This window comes from Pseudoalteromonas sp. XMcav11-Q (assembly GCF_040104525.1).
In the GTDB taxonomy this organism is placed as follows: Bacteria; Pseudomonadota; Gammaproteobacteria; order Enterobacterales; family Alteromonadaceae; genus Pseudoalteromonas.
The window spans coordinates 291,017-310,408 of sequence record NZ_JBECOX010000003.1; the positions used below are offsets into that span (position 1 = coordinate 291,017).

At 44.2% G+C, this 19,392-nt stretch carries 22 protein-coding genes; 15 read left to right on the forward strand and 7 right to left on the reverse strand.

Features of this window, described 5'->3' with window-relative positions; all coding sequences use genetic code 11:
- The first annotated feature begins 4 nt into the window (after positions 1 to 4).
- Positions 5 to 511, forward strand: coding sequence for a DUF3299 domain-containing protein (locus ABMY45_RS06865; RefSeq protein WP_010605860.1), 507 nt, complete (start codon positions 5 to 7; stop codon positions 509 to 511).
- Between the two features lie 99 nt (positions 512 to 610).
- Here ABMY45_RS06865 and ABMY45_RS06870 read toward each other — a convergent pair whose 3' ends face one another.
- The gene (locus ABMY45_RS06870) at positions 611 to 844 is read right to left on the reverse strand and encodes a hypothetical protein (protein ID WP_010374281.1); all 234 of its coding nucleotides are present in this window, start codon (positions 842 to 844) and stop codon (positions 611 to 613) included.
- A gap of 254 nt (positions 845 to 1,098) precedes the next feature.
- On the opposite strand from ABMY45_RS06870, the gene ABMY45_RS06875 reads away from it, so the two are divergent.
- The 7 genes from ABMY45_RS06875 (at position 1,099) to ABMY45_RS06905 (ending at position 3,433) form a co-directional block, all read left to right on the forward strand.
- A complete protein-coding gene (locus ABMY45_RS06875; RefSeq protein ID WP_349288630.1) occupies positions 1,099 to 1,416 on the forward strand; it encodes a helix-turn-helix transcriptional regulator in 318 nt (105 codons plus the stop codon).
- A gap of 45 nt (positions 1,417 to 1,461) precedes the next feature.
- On the forward strand, positions 1,462 to 1,635 hold the full coding sequence (locus tag ABMY45_RS06880; RefSeq protein ID WP_349288631.1) for a hypothetical protein: 174 nt from the start codon (positions 1,462 to 1,464) through the stop codon (positions 1,633 to 1,635).
- Positions 1,636 to 1,729: 94 nt separating this feature from the next.
- Positions 1,730 to 1,885: a hypothetical protein gene (locus ABMY45_RS06885; protein WP_157782796.1), complete on the forward strand. Its 156-nt coding sequence runs from the start codon at positions 1,730 to 1,732 to the stop codon at positions 1,883 to 1,885.
- 85 nt (positions 1,886 to 1,970) lie between these two features.
- On the forward strand, positions 1,971 to 2,162 hold the full coding sequence (locus ABMY45_RS06890; protein ID WP_010605862.1) for a hypothetical protein: 192 nt from the start codon (positions 1,971 to 1,973) through the stop codon (positions 2,160 to 2,162).
- A gap of 163 nt (positions 2,163 to 2,325) precedes the next feature.
- Positions 2,326 to 2,451, forward strand: a complete 126-nt coding sequence (locus ABMY45_RS06895) for a hypothetical protein (protein ID WP_264484077.1) — start codon at positions 2,326 to 2,328, stop codon at positions 2,449 to 2,451.
- A gap of 23 nt (positions 2,452 to 2,474) precedes the next feature.
- Positions 2,475 to 3,164, forward strand: a complete 690-nt coding sequence (locus ABMY45_RS06900) for a hypothetical protein (RefSeq protein ID WP_010605863.1) — start codon at positions 2,475 to 2,477, stop codon at positions 3,162 to 3,164.
- A gap of 44 nt (positions 3,165 to 3,208) precedes the next feature.
- The gene (locus tag ABMY45_RS06905) at positions 3,209 to 3,433 is read left to right on the forward strand and encodes a hypothetical protein (protein ID WP_349288632.1); all 225 of its coding nucleotides are present in this window, start codon (positions 3,209 to 3,211) and stop codon (positions 3,431 to 3,433) included.
- 71 nt (positions 3,434 to 3,504) lie between these two features.
- Here the strand turns inward: ABMY45_RS06905 and ABMY45_RS06910 are convergent, their stop codons facing one another.
- The 6 genes from ABMY45_RS06910 to asnA all read right to left on the reverse strand — a co-directional run bounded on the left by ABMY45_RS06910 (position 3,505) and on the right by asnA (position 9,382).
- Positions 3,505 to 4,095, reverse strand: a complete 591-nt coding sequence (locus ABMY45_RS06910) for a biliverdin-producing heme oxygenase (RefSeq protein ID WP_349288633.1) — start codon at positions 4,093 to 4,095, stop codon at positions 3,505 to 3,507.
- Between the two features lie 119 nt (positions 4,096 to 4,214).
- Positions 4,215 to 4,607: a RidA family protein gene (locus ABMY45_RS06915; RefSeq protein ID WP_010374286.1), complete on the reverse strand. Its 393-nt coding sequence runs from the start codon at positions 4,605 to 4,607 to the stop codon at positions 4,215 to 4,217.
- Between the two features lie 10 nt (positions 4,608 to 4,617).
- On the reverse strand, positions 4,618 to 6,720 hold the full coding sequence (spoT, locus tag ABMY45_RS06920; RefSeq protein WP_010605866.1) for a bifunctional GTP diphosphokinase/guanosine-3',5'-bis pyrophosphate 3'-pyrophosphohydrolase: 2,103 nt from the start codon (positions 6,718 to 6,720) through the stop codon (positions 4,618 to 4,620).
- Positions 6,721 to 6,968: 248 nt separating this feature from the next.
- Positions 6,969 to 7,244, reverse strand: a complete 276-nt coding sequence (gene rpoZ / locus ABMY45_RS06925; protein WP_010374289.1) for a DNA-directed RNA polymerase subunit omega — start codon at positions 7,242 to 7,244, stop codon at positions 6,969 to 6,971.
- 102 nt (positions 7,245 to 7,346) lie between these two features.
- Positions 7,347 to 7,970: a guanylate kinase gene (gene gmk / locus ABMY45_RS06930; RefSeq protein WP_039492818.1), complete on the reverse strand. Its 624-nt coding sequence runs from the start codon at positions 7,968 to 7,970 to the stop codon at positions 7,347 to 7,349.
- Between the two features lie 416 nt (positions 7,971 to 8,386).
- Positions 8,387 to 9,382 (reverse strand): aspartate--ammonia ligase, encoded by a 996-nt coding sequence (gene asnA, locus ABMY45_RS06935; protein WP_010374293.1) that lies wholly within the window; start codon positions 9,380 to 9,382, stop codon positions 8,387 to 8,389.
- Positions 9,383 to 9,543: 161 nt separating this feature from the next.
- Between asnA and asnC the strand changes: the two genes are divergently transcribed.
- From asnC to ABMY45_RS06970, 7 genes are all read left to right on the forward strand, one after another.
- The gene (asnC, locus tag ABMY45_RS06940; RefSeq protein WP_010374296.1) at positions 9,544 to 10,002 is read left to right on the forward strand and encodes a transcriptional regulator AsnC; all 459 of its coding nucleotides are present in this window, start codon (positions 9,544 to 9,546) and stop codon (positions 10,000 to 10,002) included.
- A 50-nt stretch (positions 10,003 to 10,052) separates the two neighbouring features.
- Entirely contained in the window at positions 10,053 to 10,751 is a 699-nt protein-coding gene (gene trmH / locus ABMY45_RS06945; protein WP_010605868.1) for a tRNA (guanosine(18)-2'-O)-methyltransferase TrmH, read from the forward strand.
- Positions 10,752 to 10,779: 28 nt separating this feature from the next.
- On the forward strand, positions 10,780 to 12,867 hold the full coding sequence (gene recG / locus ABMY45_RS06950; RefSeq protein ID WP_349288634.1) for an ATP-dependent DNA helicase RecG: 2,088 nt from the start codon (positions 10,780 to 10,782) through the stop codon (positions 12,865 to 12,867).
- 181 nt (positions 12,868 to 13,048) lie between these two features.
- Positions 13,049 to 13,711: an alpha/beta hydrolase gene (locus ABMY45_RS06955; protein WP_349288635.1), complete on the forward strand. Its 663-nt coding sequence runs from the start codon at positions 13,049 to 13,051 to the stop codon at positions 13,709 to 13,711.
- Between the two features lie 453 nt (positions 13,712 to 14,164).
- Positions 14,165 to 14,890: a TetR/AcrR family transcriptional regulator gene (locus ABMY45_RS06960; RefSeq protein WP_010605871.1), complete on the forward strand. Its 726-nt coding sequence runs from the start codon at positions 14,165 to 14,167 to the stop codon at positions 14,888 to 14,890.
- Positions 14,891 to 14,905: 15 nt separating this feature from the next.
- Positions 14,906 to 16,006: an efflux RND transporter periplasmic adaptor subunit gene (locus ABMY45_RS06965; RefSeq protein WP_174170476.1), complete on the forward strand. Its 1,101-nt coding sequence runs from the start codon at positions 14,906 to 14,908 to the stop codon at positions 16,004 to 16,006.
- Positions 16,006 to 19,113, forward strand: a complete 3,108-nt coding sequence (locus tag ABMY45_RS06970) for an efflux RND transporter permease subunit (RefSeq protein ID WP_349288636.1) — start codon at positions 16,006 to 16,008, stop codon at positions 19,111 to 19,113. The genes ABMY45_RS06965 and ABMY45_RS06970 overlap by 1 nt, the downstream gene beginning before the upstream one ends.
- Positions 19,114 to 19,392: the final 279 nt, after the last annotated feature.

Consider the following 19,392-nt stretch of genomic DNA (forward strand, 5'->3'; position numbering starts at 1 on the left):
CAAGATGCAGTTAACCGCACGAACTCACGTTTTTTACTTCATTGCATTCATCACTGCGATGGTATTCAGTGGTATCGCAAACGCGGCACCACCTAAAGAGATATTCTGGGAAGATTTAATTCCAAAAGGACATGTCCAGATCAGCAATCAAGACGCAGCAAGCCATGATGGCGCCGAGCAAAATTGGGTGCAACCTGACTTAGACGCCCCAGTCGTCAAAGAGTTAGACGGCCAACTAGTCAGCTTACCCGGCTTTGTTGTACCACTTGAAGGTGACAGTGAAGTGATCACCGAGTTTTTATTGGTTCCCTACTTTGGCGCTTGCATCCACGTGCCGCCTCCGCCGCCGAACCAAATTGTTCATGTCAAAATCAAAGGCGGTGTTCCGATTGAAAGCCTATATGATGCAATCACAGTCAGTGGCACGATTAAGGTTTCTACTTGGAAGGGCGACATCGCGCAAACAGGTTATATGATGGAAGCCAAAGGCGTCGCGCCATTTGAGCTCTAAAAGTCATATAAATCACTAAAAAAGAGTGCCAATACTTAATTGAGCTAGATTGGCACTCTTACCACTGCAAAACATACAATTTTATTTCTTTTATTTGCCCTACTCAGTGGCAGGAACACTGGCATACACCAGTTCGATGAGATTATTCATGGTTCGCGACTTTTGCATATACGCCTTTTCCATATACGCCAGCTCCTGAAGCTCAAATAAAGTACTCTCTACAAGAGAAAACCACTTAGTGGTCGTCTCAGCTATCTCAACCTCTCCGCGACTCGATTTTTTAAGTGCTTCATAGAGAATATTTAAGTCGTTATATTGACGTAGATAATCCATATCACCCTCAGTCAGTTGTTACCCTTGTTTCATTTCACACTACAGTAACAAAAGCGTCGCTAAAAAATCTTGTCGAACCAACTTTTCTATTAAAATGATGAAAATAAAGTGAAAAGTATAAGTGAATTTCTAAGCGCTACTTTCAGATCTTACTAATTAAATTTCCTCTTGCAGAAACATTTTTATTGATTACAATTACAAATTAACAAAGATTACACATAAAAATAACTTGGGTGGCACTGAGCAGACTCCCCATGCAAGAAAGGACTAAATTGGTGGGCAATCCCTATTTTAAATATAACGGTGACGACCTTAGAAGAATGCGCCTTGCTGCCCAAAAAACCACGCAGCAAATGGCCGACCTTGTTGGTATTAGCCGCCAAACCTACGAAAACTATGAAAATGGTGTAAGCCGTATACCTTGGGATCACTTTCAGGTTTGGTGTAGGTACTGTGATATTGACCTTTCTCCCATTATTAAACAGTTTCAAGCGCTACGAAACTTAATCAGCGACTCTCAGCTTAGACGCAAAAGCCCGACCTCTTCCAATGCAAAGAAAGTGGAAGAGTAAGTAATCATGTTATCAGCTGGTTTAAGTAGTAAAAGGATTAAAAGAATGAAATTTGGAATGCAAAAAAAACTTAGTAAGGCAATAAAAATCAAAAAGTTACCAATATACAGTGTAAAGTCCATTAAAGGTGGCAGCCTAGGAGTGGTTAAACATGACCCTCGAACTTCCTCTATGGCTTCTCATGGCGGAACAGTAGTAGATCCAAAACTAGGCACATAAGCTACTTTAGCTTTACAAAATATTCTCAATAGGTGAGTTTCAGAGTACAGTATTAATGACTTTAACCACTGCAAAAACCTATAAGGAATAGAAGATGAGATATTCAAGTAAAGTCAAAAGTACTAAAAGAGACCGTTTTATTGTGCTAAATAGCCATTTCCTAGAGCATATAACGGGTGGGAGTGATGGCGCAATCAAGGACGACCCTAAGTTAGGCCCAAAAGAAAATCCAAATAAGAAACGTACTTAGCTTTATGAGTGACGCTCAATAGATGGTTTTCAGGGTACAGAATTAACAAATTTAACCTACTGCAGAGACCGTAAGGAACACTAGTGTGAAACTCTTGAATCGCCATTTTGTAAAAAAGTTATTACTCACAAAAACAAAAAATAAGCTAATTTACACCCAACCTATATATGTTACTTCTGCCAAATTGGTGAGTGGTGGTAGTACAGGAAAAATTGGCGACGATCCAAAAGTAGAAACAGAAATTGTAAAATCCAATTCAAGAAGTTACCACGTATGAAATTAAGTCTTATTTTAGGCAGTTTGATATTTTACAAATAAAAATAAATCCGAAACCAAATAGGTAGACCACATTTGGCTTTACAAGTTGTTCTCAATAGGTGCTTTCCAGAGTACAGTATTAACAACTTTAACCACTGCAAAGCCTATAAAAGGATATAGATATGATGTCACCTAAGAAACCTAAAAAGATCGTTTTTAGAAACTTAAATACCTTTGAGATTCAACGTGTAAAGGGGGGTAGCCATGGTGGTACAGTTGAAGACCCAAGATCAAAAGAAAATGGCTAAAGCCGAAAAAGAGTAAAGGTTATATGAAAACAACTTGGTATTTTTATCTAATTGTAATTGCGTTTGCTATCTTACTTTCAATAGCGCATATCAAGACTGATATGGCTTACCACCTCCATACGTTAGCAGTGGTTCTCAGCATCGCTTATTTTTCACGAAATATGCTTAACATTCTACACATAAGTATATTACTAATAAGTGTAACTGTCATTGAACTGGCTTTATACGCCTTAATAGTTACACTTTCACCTCAATATAACCTCCCCTATTACTTTACTAACGGTGCCATATTTACACTGCACTTACTTGTTGATATCTCCTTATTTTTAATATTTAAGAATAGAGTTAGACTATCCATTCTATTCGTAGGTAAGTATCAGCCAAAAATGCGAGAGTATGTTTATATGACTCATGCAGATATTCTTTTGGTTGGTCTTTTCTTGTTATTCATAGTGGTTGATGGGCTAGCTTTCTTAGAAAACTTAATTCGTAATATGGATTACATATTCGGGGTTTCAGAAGAAGTAGCGAAACCATTTTGGAGCTGGAATTGGATACATAGAAGCTACTTATACATTAAAAGCTTTTTGCTGGCTTGCATGTTAACTGTCATCCTAGCAACAGTTTATGTTGAACGTTTTCGTCCTGCGCCAATTAAAGAAAGTGAAGAAGACTTAACGCTTAAAAAATCCGAGCCACAGCATAGGTCATAGTGACCTATGCTGCTTTTACCCTAAATCAATTGAAGGAATAAACGATGGATTTAAAACTGAACAAAAAGCAATTGAAGTCATTAGCAGGTAGTAAGCTAATTTTGGATAACAACAAGACCCGTAAGATTGGTGGTGGTTGTTCCTACTATTGTAGTCGCGACTTAAACTGTGACACCGATGGCCCAACGATGGCCTGCCCATCTAAGGCGTTAGCGTGTGTTCCTGAGCCAAATACATTACATTGTGATTGCCCAACCAATATGTGCTAGTCACTAACCTGTCGCGGCACTATGTCGCGACAACAACCCTGTTATTCTCCGTTCAACTTATACCAATTGTATTAAGTATAGACCTCTGCTTGATACTGCTGAAAACGCATAAAGGCCTGACGAGCGCCGGTGATCAATGCACCTTCTTGCGTACTAGTTAACTCAACCGTATCGATAAATTGAATTAAGTGACGCCACGCACTGCCGCGCCCGGAACCTGGGCCTGCTAAGTAACGCGCACCATACTCACCTGTGACAGGCAAACGCGCTTGCACTTGACGCCCAAGCATCGCGGCCCCAACCTTAGAGCCTTCAACGACATAAAGCGCTCCCAAAGCAGTCGCAAACTCGGTTGAAGTTGTGATAAACGGCGACAAAGACGGCACAGGTAATGTGTGCTGTAAGTCAGCAAAGTCCTGCTCCAACAACCCAAGCCGTCGGCGCGATTTGAGATCGTCAATATGCATAGAGAGTTCACGGTGATCATATAATGCAGCGACATCTTTAAGAAACAGGTACTGAAGAGTCAAAAACTGGAGATAACGCTCAATGCTGGCAAACGGGTCTTTTGCCATAATGCTGTTATCTATACTGTCATGAAGATCAGCAGTACTTGCTTTTAATTTCAATGCACGGCTAGTAAGTGCGCTGGCTGCGGTCATGGGACTTCCTGTAATTGTAAAGCGAGGGGAAAATGAATGGACTGTGTTGGCTTTTTGAAAAGCCGCTCCAGCGATTGACACTGGAGCGAAGATATATCTAACAATTAGTTAACCAGAGGTTAGTTAGTTGAAGGCAACTCCATAATGCCATCAATCTCAACCTGTGCGCCTTTTGGTAGTTCTTTTACACCAATTGCAGCACGAGCTGGATATGGCTTTCTAAAATACTGAGCCATGATCTCGTTGACCGTTGCAAAGTTACTCAAATCAGTTAGGAAGATATTAACCTTAACCATATCTTGTAACTCGCCACCAGCCTCTTCACATACTGCGATAAGGTTTTTGAACACTTGGTGCGTTTGCTCTGCAAAATCTTCAGAAATAAATTCCATCGTCTCTGGTACCAATGGAATTTGACCAGATAAATAGACCGCAGTACCAACTTTTACCGCTTGGTTGTAAGTGCCAATTGCTGCTGGCGCTTTATCTGTTGAAATAATAGCTTTGTTCATTAATGTTCCTTTATTTTTTACGATACACGCGTTGTACATCTGGCATCACTCGAATTCGGCGCATAATATCAGCGACATGAATTCGGTTTTTCACGGTAATACCTAAATCAATCACGTATAAATTACTTTCTTTTTCGTCCGTTGCGATTTCGACAATATTAGCTTGAGTCGTCGCAACCACATTGGTTAATTTAGCCAACGCACCTTGGTGGTTAATAATTTCCACACGCAGCGCTGCTATATATTCTTTCTCTGGGTTGTCTTCCCACTTCACGACGAAGTACTTCGAACGCTCGTTGCGCCAACCCTTAATATTTTTACATTCTTGGCGGTGAACCATTAGGCCTTTGCCTTGGCTCATATATGCTGTGATAGCATCACCCGGCACAGGACGACAACATTTAGCATAGGTTACCAACATGCCTTCTGTTCCGATTATCGCGGCTTTAGCACGTTTAGCAATATCTTCTACCGCATTATCATCTTGCAGTAAACGCTTCGCTATCAATACGCTCATAATATTGCCACAGCCAATCTCAACCAGCAGCTCCAACAAGGTATTGAGGTTATGCTCTTCAAGTACGTTGTCGATTTGCTCTTGAGCAATATCATCTAGCTTATACTCACCCAGTGCCGAGTCGAGTAAACGGCGGCCTAGTTGGATCGCTTCTTCTTCTTGTTGGCTCTTGAGATAATTGCGGATCCCAAGGCGTGCTTTACCCGTTACCACAAAATTCAGCCAAGTAGCGTTAGGGTGTGCACCTGAGCTAGTAATAACCTCGACCGTTTGGCCGGTATCGAGCGCTTTACTCAAAGGATAAGGCTTACGGTTTACACGAGCACCTACACAGGTATTACCCACATCGGTATGCACGGCATAGGCAAAATCTACCGCCGTTGCGCCCATAGGTAACTCGACAATACGGCCATCTGGCGTAAAGACGTAAATTTCTTCTGGGAATAATTCGGTTTTAACGTTTTCCACAAATTCAAAAGACGAGCCTGCACTTTGCTGCAGTTCAAGCAAGCTTTGCATCCACTGACGCGCACGCTGCTGCGCGGTATGGCCGGCATTATCACCTGACTTTTTATACATCCAGTGCGCTGCTACCCCTTTATCCGCCATATGATCCATATCATGAGTACGAATTTGGATTTCTACCGGAATACCGTGCGGGCCTACCAGCGACGTATGAAGCGACTGGTAACCGTTGGTTTTCGGTACGGCAATATAGTCTTTAAAGCGAGTTTCAATTGGCTTATATAAATTATGTGCAACGCCTAGCACACGGTAGCAAGTATCCAGGTTGTCGACATTGATCCTAAAGGCGTAAATGTCCATCACCTCGTTAAACATCAACTCTTTATTCAGCATCTTGCGGTAAATACTGTATAAGTGCTTTTCACGGCCTTTTACTGAGCCTTGAATACCCGCTTCTTCCAATCTAGATTCAATTTCAGACTGAATATTGCTGATCACTTCTTTACGATTACCACGTGCTTTGGCGACTTCGGAACGTAACGCACGATAGCGCATTGGATATAACGCCTGAAACCCGAGATCTTCTAACTCATTTTTAATATCATGAATACCAAGGCGGTTTGCAATTGGTGCATAAATCTCTAGTGTTTCGCGGGCAATTCGACGACGCTTGTCAGGACGCAAAGCACCTAGCGTTCGCATATTGTGCGTTCTGTCTGCAAGTTTAATAAGGATGACACGAATATCCTGCGTCATCGCCATGATCATCTTACGATAGTTTTCGGCTTGGAACTCTTTTTTATCTTTGAAGCTCAGTTTATCGAGCTTTGACACCCCTTCCACCAACTCAGCGACCGTATCGCCAAAGATCTCTGCTAAGTCGTCTTGGCTAAAGTCAGTATCTTCAATAACATCGTGCATCAGCGCAGCCATGAGTGTTTCATGATCAAGCCTCATGCTCGCAAGGATCTGGGTTACTTCTACTGGGTGAGTGATATAGGGCTCACCGCTAGAGCGCGTCTGTCCCTCGTGTGCCTCACGGGCCACGACATAGGCTTTTTGCACCAAATCGACGTCTTCTGGTGACAAATATTCTGAGATTTTCTTTTTGAGGCCTTCAAACAGATACATTCACACTCCAATGTTTCAGAGAAGCTATACTCGGCGAGTATAAAACGGGTTACAAGCTAGTTACTTAAGAATATACGATGAAACACCAGCAATGCCAATGAACAATTTATGCTACTTGTTAGGAAGTTAAAGGCGTTACGCGTTGTGTAATGTGCTGGCGATTTATACCAATTTGCTTCATTTCAATTGCTATAAAACAATAATGCCAGCAAAAAAGCTGGCATTATTGAATCTAGACAGTGGTTGGATTAGCGATTGCCACCAACGATTGCAGCTACTGCAGCAAGCTCTGCAGCTTCTTGATGCTGCTGCTCTTCACGGTCGATAATATCAAGCGAGTCAGTGGTTACAAAACCTTGCTCAATTTCACGTAGCGCGATTACGGTTGGCTTGTCGTTTTCAGCATCAACCATAGGATCTTTACCGCCTACAGAAATTTGGCGAGCGCGACGCGCTGCTACTAAAATCAAGTCAAAGCGGTTACCAATTTTATCTACTGCATCTTCTACAGTTACGCGAGCCATCGAAGCACTCCAAATTCAGTTCATTATGCAAAAGGCTAGTTTACTGTATGTCTAGCCTTTCGCCAAGTATTGATGATTAAAAAACCTCAGGTTTAAAAGTAATTATTTTAGCAAGTCAGCGATAAGCGCTTGATGACGGATAGACTGTGCTTGTTGCTCAAGTCTTGCGGCAATAACAATATGTTCAAGCTCACCGCGTGTTTGCTCAAAGTCATCATTGACAAGAATATAGTCAAACTCGTTGTAATGTGAGCTTTCTGATTTCGCTTCAGCCATACGACCTGCGATTACTTCTTGAGAGTCTTGACCACGACCATTTAAGCGCTTTTCTAGCTCCGCAGTTGAAGGAGGTAAAATAAAGATGGTCTTTACTTCAGGCATCAACTCACGCACCTGACGCGCACCCTGCCAGTCGATATCTAAAAACACATCAATACCAGCGGCAAGCTGATCTTCTATCGCTTGTTTTGAAGTGCCGTAGTAATTTTCGAATACTTGTGCCCACTCAAAGAAATCGCCTTTATCGATCAGCTGCTTAAATTCATCAACCGAGACAAAGTGGTAATGTACGCCGTTTTCTTCGCCTGGACGAGGAGTACGCGTAGTGTGAGACACCGACACTTTAATATCGTCGTGCTTTTCCAATAACGCTTTGATTAAACTTGATTTACCCGCACCAGAAGGCGCAGAAAGGATAAACAGATTACCGCGTGTAGGTGATGTCATAGTCATTCTCAACAATAAGTACCGGCCGAGTGGTATTGGTTTACTCAAGTCTGCCGCAGAGCTAAAAGCGGGCATTATACCGAGTAACGTATAAGAATACACTAGGGATGAGAATAAGGAAAAGTCGAGGAATAAATTCAGCGTTGTGAGTAACCCAGAAACCTATCACTGTGCTAAACTTATTCCTCTAAAACAGAATGTTATTTTGCTGTGTAAAGCTGATCCTACCAAGGTATTCACCCCGTAGGAGCGAGTTCACCTCGCGATCTTTTCACTGCTCGCGCGTAAAGCGGCTCCTACCAGAGTATTCACCCAGTAAGAGCGAGTTCACCTCGCGATCTTTTCACTGCTCGCCGCGTAAAGCGGCTCCTACCACGGTGTTCACCCAGTAGGAGCGAGTTCACCTCGCGATCTGTTTAAAGCAAATCAGCTACGCTGCTACGTACTTCTTCAGGCCATACCCCAACTTGTACCTGGCCAATATGCTGCTTTTGCAACAGCAACATCACTAAACGCGATTGGCCAATACCACCTCCTATGGTTTGTGGTAATTCACCCGCAACTAACTGTTGGTGCCAATCTAAGCTCAAGCGTGCTTCGTCATCGGTTAATTTAAGCTGTCTTGCAAGCGAATCAGGGCAAACACGAATGCCCATTGATGAGATTTCAAATGCATCTTCTAGCACCGGGTTCCATACCAAAATATCACCGTTAAGCCCTTGGTATTTGTCACATGTTGGCGTTGACCAGTCGTCGTAATCCGGCGCGCGAACGTCATGAATCTTACCATCACCAAGCTCACCACCAATGCCAATTAAAAATACCGCGCCATATTCTTGGGCAATCGCTTTTTCACGTTGCTTGGCAGTAAAATCTGGATACATAGTGCGTAATTCTTCGCTGTGCACAAACGTAATTTTCTCAGGAAGGAATGCCGCAATGCCAAATTCATCCTCAACCACTTTTTCAGTTGCTTTAATTGAGCGATAAAGGGTTTCTACCGTTTCTTTTAGTTTTGCCAGCGAACGCTCACTGTTTTCGCAAATCACCTTTTCCCAGTCCCATTGATCCACATAGACAGAATGGATTGGCGATAGCTTATCTTCGTCTGGACGTAGCGCTTTCATGTGCGTATAGAGGCCTTCGCCTTTAGCAAAACCATAATCGCCTAGTGTTTTACGCTTCCACTTAGCAAGTGAATGCACTACCTCAAACTGCGCATCCGGTAGCGTTTTCACTTTTACCTGCACCGCCTGCTCGTGGCCACTTAGGTTGTCTTGAATACCGTCGCCCAAACGCGCCAAAATAGGCGCTTGTACTTCAACTAAACCCAATTGCTCGGTTAGCTGTGCTGAAAATACTTGTTTTACTCGTGCTATCTGTTTTTGTGTCTCTTGATACTTGCTCAACATGGTTAGGTCCTCATTCCCGAATTTGTCGTTTTGTTGAGTCTATATTTAAAGAAACCGACACAAACATCAATAACCCGCAACAAAAACACCTTTACATAATTATTTTCATCAAAAATATGCTATAAATTTTATATAAACGACAATTGTTAATGGATATTTACATGGAAAATTATGAGATCGACAATCTGGATAGATCCATCCTTCACGCTTTAAAAGAAAATGCACGAACGCCCTACGCGGAATTAGCAAAAAGATTTGCTGTTAGCGCCGGTACCATCCATGTTCGGGTCGAAAAAATGAAGCAAGCGGGGATCATTGAAGGGACTCAAGTGAGCATTAATGCCAAACGACTTGGTTATGATGTCTGCTGTTTTATCGGAATAAACTTAAAACACGCTGGCGACTACCCGGGAGCCATCGCACGTTTAAAGGAATTTGAAGAAGTTGTTGAAGCCTACTACACCACGGGCAATTACAGCATTTTTATCAAAGTGATGGCGCGCTCCATCGACCACCTTCAAGATGTGCTTATTAATAAAGTGCAGACCATTGAGTCTATCCAGTCAACCGAAACACTAATCTCACTGCAAAACCCAATTCAGCGCACCGTTATGCCCTAGCTTCTTTTTTGTTATAATCGCGGGAATTTTTTGATTAGAGTAGTAAGTAGATGGCTGAGAATAGATTCCATCGTGTAAAAAGCGTATTAGATAGACGCCAAACCGACCTCACAGTGTGCCTAGATGAAGTGCATAAGCACCATAATCTGTCAGCGATTGTGCGTACCGCAGATGCGGTTGGCTGTCACCACGTACACGCAGTATGGCCACAAGATCAAAGACGGTTAACAAACAATACCTCTGGCGGCAGCAAAAATTGGGTTGAAACCCATATGCATGAGGATATAGACCAAGCTGTTGCGACAATTCGTGAACAAAACCCAGGTGTACAATTATTAGCAACCAACCTTAGCGATAGCGCCGTTGATTTTCGTGAAATTGATTACACCAAACCTACCGCAATTATTGTCGGGCAAGAGCGTTTAGGGATCTCAGAGCGCGCACTTGAGCATGCGGATCAGCACATCGTGATCCCAATGCAAGGTATGGTGCAATCACTCAATGTGTCTGTTGCTGCAGCGCTTATTTTATACGAAGCGCAGCGCCAAAGAGATGCAGCCGGACTGTACAAACGTACAGATATGATGGATCCTGTGGTAAAACATAAGTTACTATTTGAAGGATGTCATCCAATCATTGCAACCCGCTGTCGCGAAAAAGGGCTACCTTACCCGGCACTTGATGAGCACGGTGAAATCGTTGCAGACGACGCTTTTTGGGACATTCTTAAGTTTACGCAGAAGAAATAAATAACGCGGATCACGCTAGAGGATTAGCATGTCGACACCAAATTTGGCCACTTATCCAATCACCGAATTAAAAGGCGTAGGCCCAAAAGCGGCCGAGCGTTTGGCCAAACTTGGCATTCAATCGGTGCAAGACATGTTATTTCACCTTCCGCTACGCTACGAAGATCGTGCGCGCACCTATCCTATCTGCGAGCTGCAAGCGCATAGCCATGTCAGTATTGAAGCCGAGATTGAACGCAGCGAAATCACGCAAGGCAAACGCCGCATGTTGGTGTGTTATGTTAATGATGGGACGGGGCGGATCGCGCTGCGCTTTTTCAACTTTAATGCAGCACAAAAAAATGCCATGCAAGCGGGCAAAGTGATCCGCTGTTTTGGTGAAGTTCGCCGCGGTCATTATGGCTTTGAAATGGCGCATCCAGAATACAGCATCAAAGAGACGCGCTCTGCACCGAGCGATCCGAGTCTTGCGACGCTTACCCCAGTGTATCCTACCACCGAAGGATTAAAGCAACTGAGCATTCGGGCAATTGCCGATCAAGCCGTTGAGTTACTGCGCAAATATGATGTACCAGACTATTTACCAGCGCAATATCGGCCATCGCAGCAAAGCGTAAAAGAGGCGCTGTTATTACTCCACCGTCCACCACAGGAAGTGGATTTAGCGCAATTAGAGCTCGGGCAACATCCCGCGCAAGCACGTTTGGCGTTTGAAGAGTTATTGGCGCAAAACCTCAGCTTGCTTAAGCTTAGGCAAAAAGGCCAAGCGGTAAAAGCGGTTGCACTACCGCCCACCAACCCACTTGAAGCCCAGTTTTTGTCAGCTTTGCCATTTGCCCCCACCAATGCCCAAAGTCGAGTAGTGGCAGAGATCAAAGGCGATTTACAACATCCCTACCCCATGATGCGATTGGTGCAAGGGGATGTTGGCTCAGGAAAAACGCTTGTGGCAGCGCTTAGCGCGTTAACGGCTATCGCGCAGGGTTATCAAGTGGCGCTCATGGCGCCCACTGAGATCCTATCCGAGCAACACGGCATTAACTTCCTTACTTGGTTTGAACCTATGGGCATAGAAACCGTATGGCTGGGTGGTAAAACCAAAGGTAAGGAACGCACTCATGCGCTTGAGCGTATTGCTTCAGGGCAAGCACAGATGGTGGTCGGCACCCATGCTTTGTTCCAAGAGCAAGTACAGTTTTCTAACCTTGCGCTTATCATTATCGACGAGCAACATCGTTTTGGCGTGCATCAGCGCCTAGCGCTGAGAGAAAAGGGAAAGTTTGGCGATTGCTATCCGCATCAGTTAGTGATGACCGCAACCCCAATCCCGAGAACCTTGGCAATGACGGCCTATGCAGATCTTGAAACTTCAATTATCGACGAGCTACCACCGGGCAGAACACCAATCACAACCGTCGCCGTGCCAGACACCAGACGCAATGAAGTGATCAAAAAAGTACAAAAGGCCTGTGTTGAAGATAAGCGTCAAGTTTACTGGGTATGTACGCTGATAGATGAGTCGGAGGCGCTACAATGCCAAGCCGCAGAAGACACCGCCAAAGCACTTGCCGAAGCCTTGCCAGAACTTAATATTGCGCTGGTACATGGTCGCATGAAAGCCCAAGAAAAGCAGACCATCATGGACGAATTTAAACAAGGTCATACCCATGTGCTGGTTGCAACTACCGTGATTGAAGTGGGCGTGGATGTACCCAATGCTAGCCTTATCATCATTGAAAACCCTGAGCGTTTGGGTCTGGCGCAGCTTCACCAATTGCGCGGCCGTGTTGGTCGCGGACAAATCGCATCACATTGTTTACTACTTTACCATGCACCACTGTCGGTCACTGCGCAAAAGCGTTTGGGGGTGCTGAGAGAAAGTAACGACGGATTTGTCATCGCTGAGCGCGACCTTGAGATCCGTGGCCCGGGTGAAGTACTTGGTACAAAACAAACTGGATTGGCGGAGCTAAAAATTGCCGATCTTAGCCGTGATAAACATTTATTACCGCAAGTGAGAAGCCTCGCTTTTACCGTGCTAAAAAACCACAGCGATATTGTTGACCCGATTATCTGGCGCTGGATGGGTGATAAGAGTGAACTAGCCATGGCGTAAGCCTGAAGCGCCAAATGATATAGAGATCGCGAGGTGAACTCGCTCCCACACAATGAGCCGGATCCCACAAAATAAACTCGTTCTCACAACTCTCTCATACAAAATAACCCATCGCGCTACGCTTGCTTCTTTTATCAAAGCTTGGCTACCATCTCTCTACATCAACTAAAAAAACTCAAAAATGAATCGTTTACTACGTGCTGTATGCACCTCATTTGCTGCTTGCATGGCGTCGATCGCCTCAGCAAAAGCAGTTTACCCAGATATACCTGAGCAGATTAATCCATCTGCCAAATATGTTTTTTACTCTCATGGCTATATCGTTGAAGGTGATAATGAAACCCCTATTCATAAGCGCTGGGGTAAATATGACTTTCCAGCCATCAAACAAGCATTAAGCGACGACGCCTATACGCTAATTGCTGAGCATCGCCCTAAAGGCGTCGCACCAGAAGCGTATACAAAAACCTTGGTTAGCAAGGTTCACAAGTTACTGGACGCGGGCGTCAGCGCCAGCAACATTACACTCGTGGGGTTTTCTCGCGGTGGCGCGTTAACGATAATGGCAAGTGATGCATTAAAAAACGATGCCATTCACTACGTGGTACTAGCAGGCTGCGCTGGGCTTATCAAAAGTAAAACCGAAATTCAGCTCTACGGCAAGGTGTTGTCGGTTTACGAAACCTCAGATCAAGTAGGTTCTTGCGATTTTGTGAAAGCACGCTCTGCAAACCTCAAAAGCTTTACAGAGCTTTCGATTTCAACCGGTAAGGAACACGGCGCTTTTTATCTCCCGAGAGACGAGTGGTTAAAGCCAGTTAAAAGCTGGATTTTAAATCACTAAATAACCTGAGGTTTGGATAAGGAATGTTACAACTCATTGTTTCTAAAGAACAACTTAGTTTTTCCTTTTCTAGCCAGAGAGTTTTAGGGAAAACACCGCTTCCGCGTCCTGCCCTCGCTAAGGTACCTACATCCTGTAGGCAAGGCGAATTTACGCACCAATAGCTGGCTATTGGAAGTGAATTCAACGCAGTTAGCGCTAAAACTGGCTGCTAGAAAGGCATTAATTATCCGCAGCTCAGGTTAAATAATTAACCTGAGCTTTGGTTAATTAGCGTGGCGTTCTTTCAGAGGAACGCCGTACAGCGCATTCATTCTACTCCCTTTGATATCTTTAAATCGCTTTTTCAAGCAAGCAACCTCCTGATTACTTATTGCAGTTTTAAAATTGCTCTCTATAATTGAACCTTATTCGAATGACATTCGAATAAGGTTCAAACTCTAAGGAGAAACGATGGCACCGGCACCTAAATATGATAAAGAAACCCAGCAACGCATGATTTTAAACGCTGCGGAACAATGCATTAATGAGTCTTCAGTCACTGACTTTACAATGGCAAAGGTCTCTTTGCTTGCAGGATTGTCTATGGGCTCAATCTATAAATTTGTGCAGACTAAAGAAGACCTAGTAATGGCGCTGGCCTATGAGTCTTTTACCCATACATCCAGTGTTTTTAAGCAAGTGTTATCCTTACCACTTAGCACGCCAGAACGCATGCTCGCGGTGTGTCTTATCTCGCCACAAAAGCTAAAACGCTTCTCTTTTGATTATGAATTGCAGTCCTACTCTACCAATGAGGCGGTGATTAAAAGGGCTTCTGAGTTTTGGACCAATAAAATTATCGAATCCTGTGGTGGCTGTGAAAACGTGTTTAAACAAGCGCTAATTGATGGCATTGAAGCAGGTGAGTTGCAAGCTACACCAGATCTACACGACATGATAGAAGAAATTATCATCACCGGCTGGGCGCTTACCGTGGGATATGAGCAAGTACTGCGCTTGCAACAAACTAAGCAAATTGTTGAGGGCACAGCTTCATTGCTCGCACCACTTGAGCTTAATGATCCTGTTATTCGCAGCACGGTGAGGCTACTTAACAGTTATCCATGGCAACAACCTATCACTCAAGACTCTCTGGTACGTATAGAGAAAGAATTGCAAGCGCTCGAGCTTCGTTAACTTAAGGAAATCACAATGAACATCAAACGTTGGCTTATGGCCGTTGTCATCATTCTCATCGTTATTACCAGCCTTGGTTTTGTGAAGTTTACACAAATCCAAGCGGCAATCGCCTTTGGGGAGTCTTTTCCGGAGCCTTCGGCTTCGGTAAAAAGCACATATGTATCAACCACTGAGCATATTAAATCGGTTAAGGTTGTAGGTCAGCTCCATGCCAAGCGCACCGTCACTATTAGTAACGAGTATCCAGGTCTTATCACTTACGTCGGTTTTAAACCCGGTGAACAAGTGGAAGCGAACCAAATATTGTTGCGCTTAGATAGCAGCATTGATGAGGCAAATCTATTAGCGGCTAAAGCTCGAGTAAAGCTTGCTAAATCAACCTATCAACGGGTTGCCAAATTACTAGAACAAAAGCGGATCAGCCCAGATGAGGTGGACAAAGCCGAAGCCGAGGTGGCAATTAATCAGGCAGACGTAAAACGACTAACCACATTAATCGAGAAAAAAACCATTCGTGCACCTTACCCGGGTCAAACGGGGTTAGAACAATATCAAGTTGGTCAATTACTTGATGCCAATAGCGAAATCACTTTCTTGGTTGGGTTAGAGGACAGCATTTGGGTGGATTTCAAAATTCCACAAACCTTACCACAACCTAATATAGGCGAAGACGTTAGCGTGGTAATTTCTAATGCTAGCGGCCAAATGCCTGCTCGCGTATCAGCCAAAATGCCAATGGTCGATGTCGCATCGCGTCAACAAAGTTATCGTGCTGAGCTACAAAACAGCAATGGCACACTCAGCCACAATCAAATGGTGTTAGTCAATGTACCAACCGAGATTGTGAACGCCGCAGTTGTGCCAACCAATGCAATTACGCGCAATCACTTTGGCGAGTTTGTTTATGTACTTGAAAAGGACGACAGCCAAAACTGGCGAGCAAAACCAGTAAAAATTACTTTAGGCGATAAGGTAAACGATCAGCAACTTGTACTATCTGGCCTGCGTGGTGGTGAATTTATTGCTGCTGAAGGCGCATTTAAGCTACAAGAAAACTTATTGGTTTATACCGATCAGGTTGCCGCTGTTGATGGCAATAACGGAGGCCAGTAATGAGCGCATTACACGAAAATAAGCCGTCTATCATGGATATTTTTGTTAACCGGCCGGTACTGGCGATCGTGGTGTCATTGCTTATTGTGCTAGCGGGTTTTAATGCCGCCCGAGATATATCGGTGCAGCAATATCCAAAAATAGAAAGTGCCTCACTAGTGATCAACACTGTCTATACAGGCGCTGCCGCAGACGTCGTTAAAGGCTATGTTACCGAGCCAATCGAACGAGTGGCCTCTACTGTTCCTGGCGTCGACTATGTAGACTCGATAACTACCTCGGGACTTAGCAAAGTTACCGCTTGGCTTGAACTGAATCATAGTACCACCGATGCCTTGGCTGAGCTGACCACCCGATTAAACCAGATTAAGTTTGAGTTACCCAGCGGAGCGGAAGATCCAGCCATTCAAATCGTACGTGCCGATAGTCCGTATGCGGTATTCTATCTCGATGTGGAATCTCAAGGTCTGCCACGTAATAACGTGAGCGATTATTTGATCCGAAATGTTGTCCCTTCTATGTCTGATATTCCCGGTGTACAAAAAGTGACGCTGGAAGGTGGCCGCGATCCAGCAATGCGAATTTGGCTCGATACCGAAAAACTCGCTATCTATGGCGTAAGTGCCAGCGATGTATTTGCCGCGCTACAAGCAAACAACACCATTGCCACCTTAGGTTACAGTGAAAATAACAGACAACGCATCGACCTGATGGCCAATACCTCGTTAAAAACGGTAGCTGATTTTAACAACCTAGTGGTAAAAGAAATCGATGGCACGCAACTCAAGCTCGGTAACATCGCCACGGTAGAACTCGGTGAAGCCGAAGGCATGGTAACCGCACGCCTTGATGACCACGATACCGTATTCTTAGCGGTGTGGGCATTACCAGGTGCCAATGAAATCGATATTGGTGACGCGCTGTATAAAAAAATTGATGAGATAAATACCATCTTACCCGACGGCATGCATCTAAGAATTGGCTACGATGGCACGCTTTATATGCGTGATTCCATAAAAGAAATTTTCACCACGCTTGGGGAAACCGTCCTACTTGTGGGGATTGTTGTACTCGCGATGATGGGCTCGTTTAGAACCGCCATGGTGCCGCTGGTTACCATTCCTATCTCGATTTTAGGCGCAATCGCGGTGATCTCAGCAATGGGCTTTTCACTCAACCTACTGACTATTTTGGCTATCGTGCTTTCTGTTGGTTTAGTAGTGGATGATGCCATCGTGGTGGTTGAAAACGTTGCGCGTCATATGCGCGAAGGCAAACCCAGATTACAAGCCGCGCTTATCAGTTCACGTCAATTACTCGTCCCAATAATTGCCATGACGCTGACCCTTGCTGCGGTCTACGCGCCAATCGGATTTTTAACAGGTTTAACGGGGTTCTTATTCCGAGAGTTCGCATTCACCCTAGCCATTGCGGTATTAATTTCTGGACTGGTTGCTATTACCTTATCGCCCATTATGAGTGCTTACGTTAATCCCGAAGGCGGTAAAGAAGGTAAATTAACGCAAAAGGTCAATGGCTATTTTGATCGATTACAAACGTTCTATTTTCGTGCACTCGATACCTTGTTTAAGTGGCGTCCACAGGTCTTTTTTGTCGCTATCGTGTTCTCTTTATTGTCGGTGCCGTTTTACCTGTTATCACAAAAAGAGCTAGCCCCTATCGAAGATCAAAGCAGTATCCAAGTCGTAGTGGAAGCACCACCTGAGTCTTCTCAAGCTTATACGTCAGCGAAAATGAATGACACTGCCAAGGTCATGAACGCCACTGAAGGCGCTGAGTTTACTTGGCAGATTATTACGGCGGCAGCGGGTTTTGGTGGTGTTGAGCTTGCACCATTTGATGAGCGAGAAAACTCAGTACACGACTTGCTATACGATCTATACGGCCGGTTAGGCAGCGTGACTGGGCTAAGTTTATTCCCTATTCTACCGGCATCGCTTCCTACCGCAGGGCAGTTTGACGTTGAAGTAGTATTCCGTGCCAGTGACGATCCAACCGCGATGAAGCAGTACGCCGATGAGATTATTCAACGGGCAAGCGCCAGTGGCAGCTTTATGTTCGTCAATACCGACCTAAAAATCGACTTGCCGCAAGCCGAGCTTGAAATCGACCGAGAGCTGGTTGCTGACTTAGGTCTAAACTTGTCGTCGGTAAACGAGCAACTTAGCATTTATATGTCGAATAATTTTGCCAACTACTTCAACAAAGAAGGCAAAGCCTACCGCGTCATTCCCATTGTCGGCGATGGCGAAAGGTACAATCCTGAGAACATTCTTAATATGCAAGTAAGGACGGATGCTGGCGATCTTATTCCAATTTCAGCGTTTGCCACCTTACGCACCTTCACAAGCCCGAGAGTGCTTGGCTCATTCAATCAGCAAAACTCGTTTAGAATATTGGCAGGCACACTGCCACACATAACCAAAGAGCAAGCGCTCACACAGGTAGAAGAAATTGCAGCAGACATCTTACCTAGCCATTACTCCATTGACTACGCTGGCGAATCAAGACAGTTAAGAAAAGAAGGCAATACAATGGTTGGCGTACTTTTGTTTGCCATGATAGTGGTGTTTTTCTTACTGACGATCCAGTTCAACAGCTTTAGAGATCCGCTCGTGGTACTACTCGGCTGCGCACCGCTGGCACTCGCCGGTGCATTGATGCTGCCGTTTTTATCACTCACAACAGTCAATATTTACAGTCAAATCGGCCTAATTACGCTCATCGGTTTAATAGCCAAAAATGGCATCTTGATTGTTGAATTTGCGAACCATTTACAGCTTGAAGGTAAATCGAAATTTGAGGCGGTAAAAGGGGCTGCGGCCACACGTCTAAGACCTATACTGATGACCACAGGTGCAACCGTGCTTGGTCACTTCCCGTTGGTATTGGTAACCGGTGCAGGCGCAGAAGCGCGCAACAGCATAGGTATTATCTTAGTCGCAGGCATGCTCATCGGTACTTTCTTCACTTTGATTGTCTTACCGCTACTTTATGAAAAGTTAGCCAGCGATCACCGTGGCGAAGCCGAAACCATTGAAACCTACCCTGAAGCACAGTTGGTAGGCAAAGTCAGTATGACGTGATAACTGGCTAATAACCAAAAGGACACTAAGTGCCATGCTTAGTGTCCCTTTAAATTGGTAAAAACCTTTCTTTTGAAAAACTACAATTAATATCAATTTATAGCCGCTTTTGAGCGTGATTTGGGCTTAGCTGCTCAGAATCCAAAGAGATACAAATGATACCAATTAGCCCAGTAAATCAACGGTTAAAAATAAAACAAATTTATAATTAAAATAGAGACTCGAAAGTTATTGATTAATAGGGCTTTATTTATCAATGATTTTTCCTAAATTGATTAA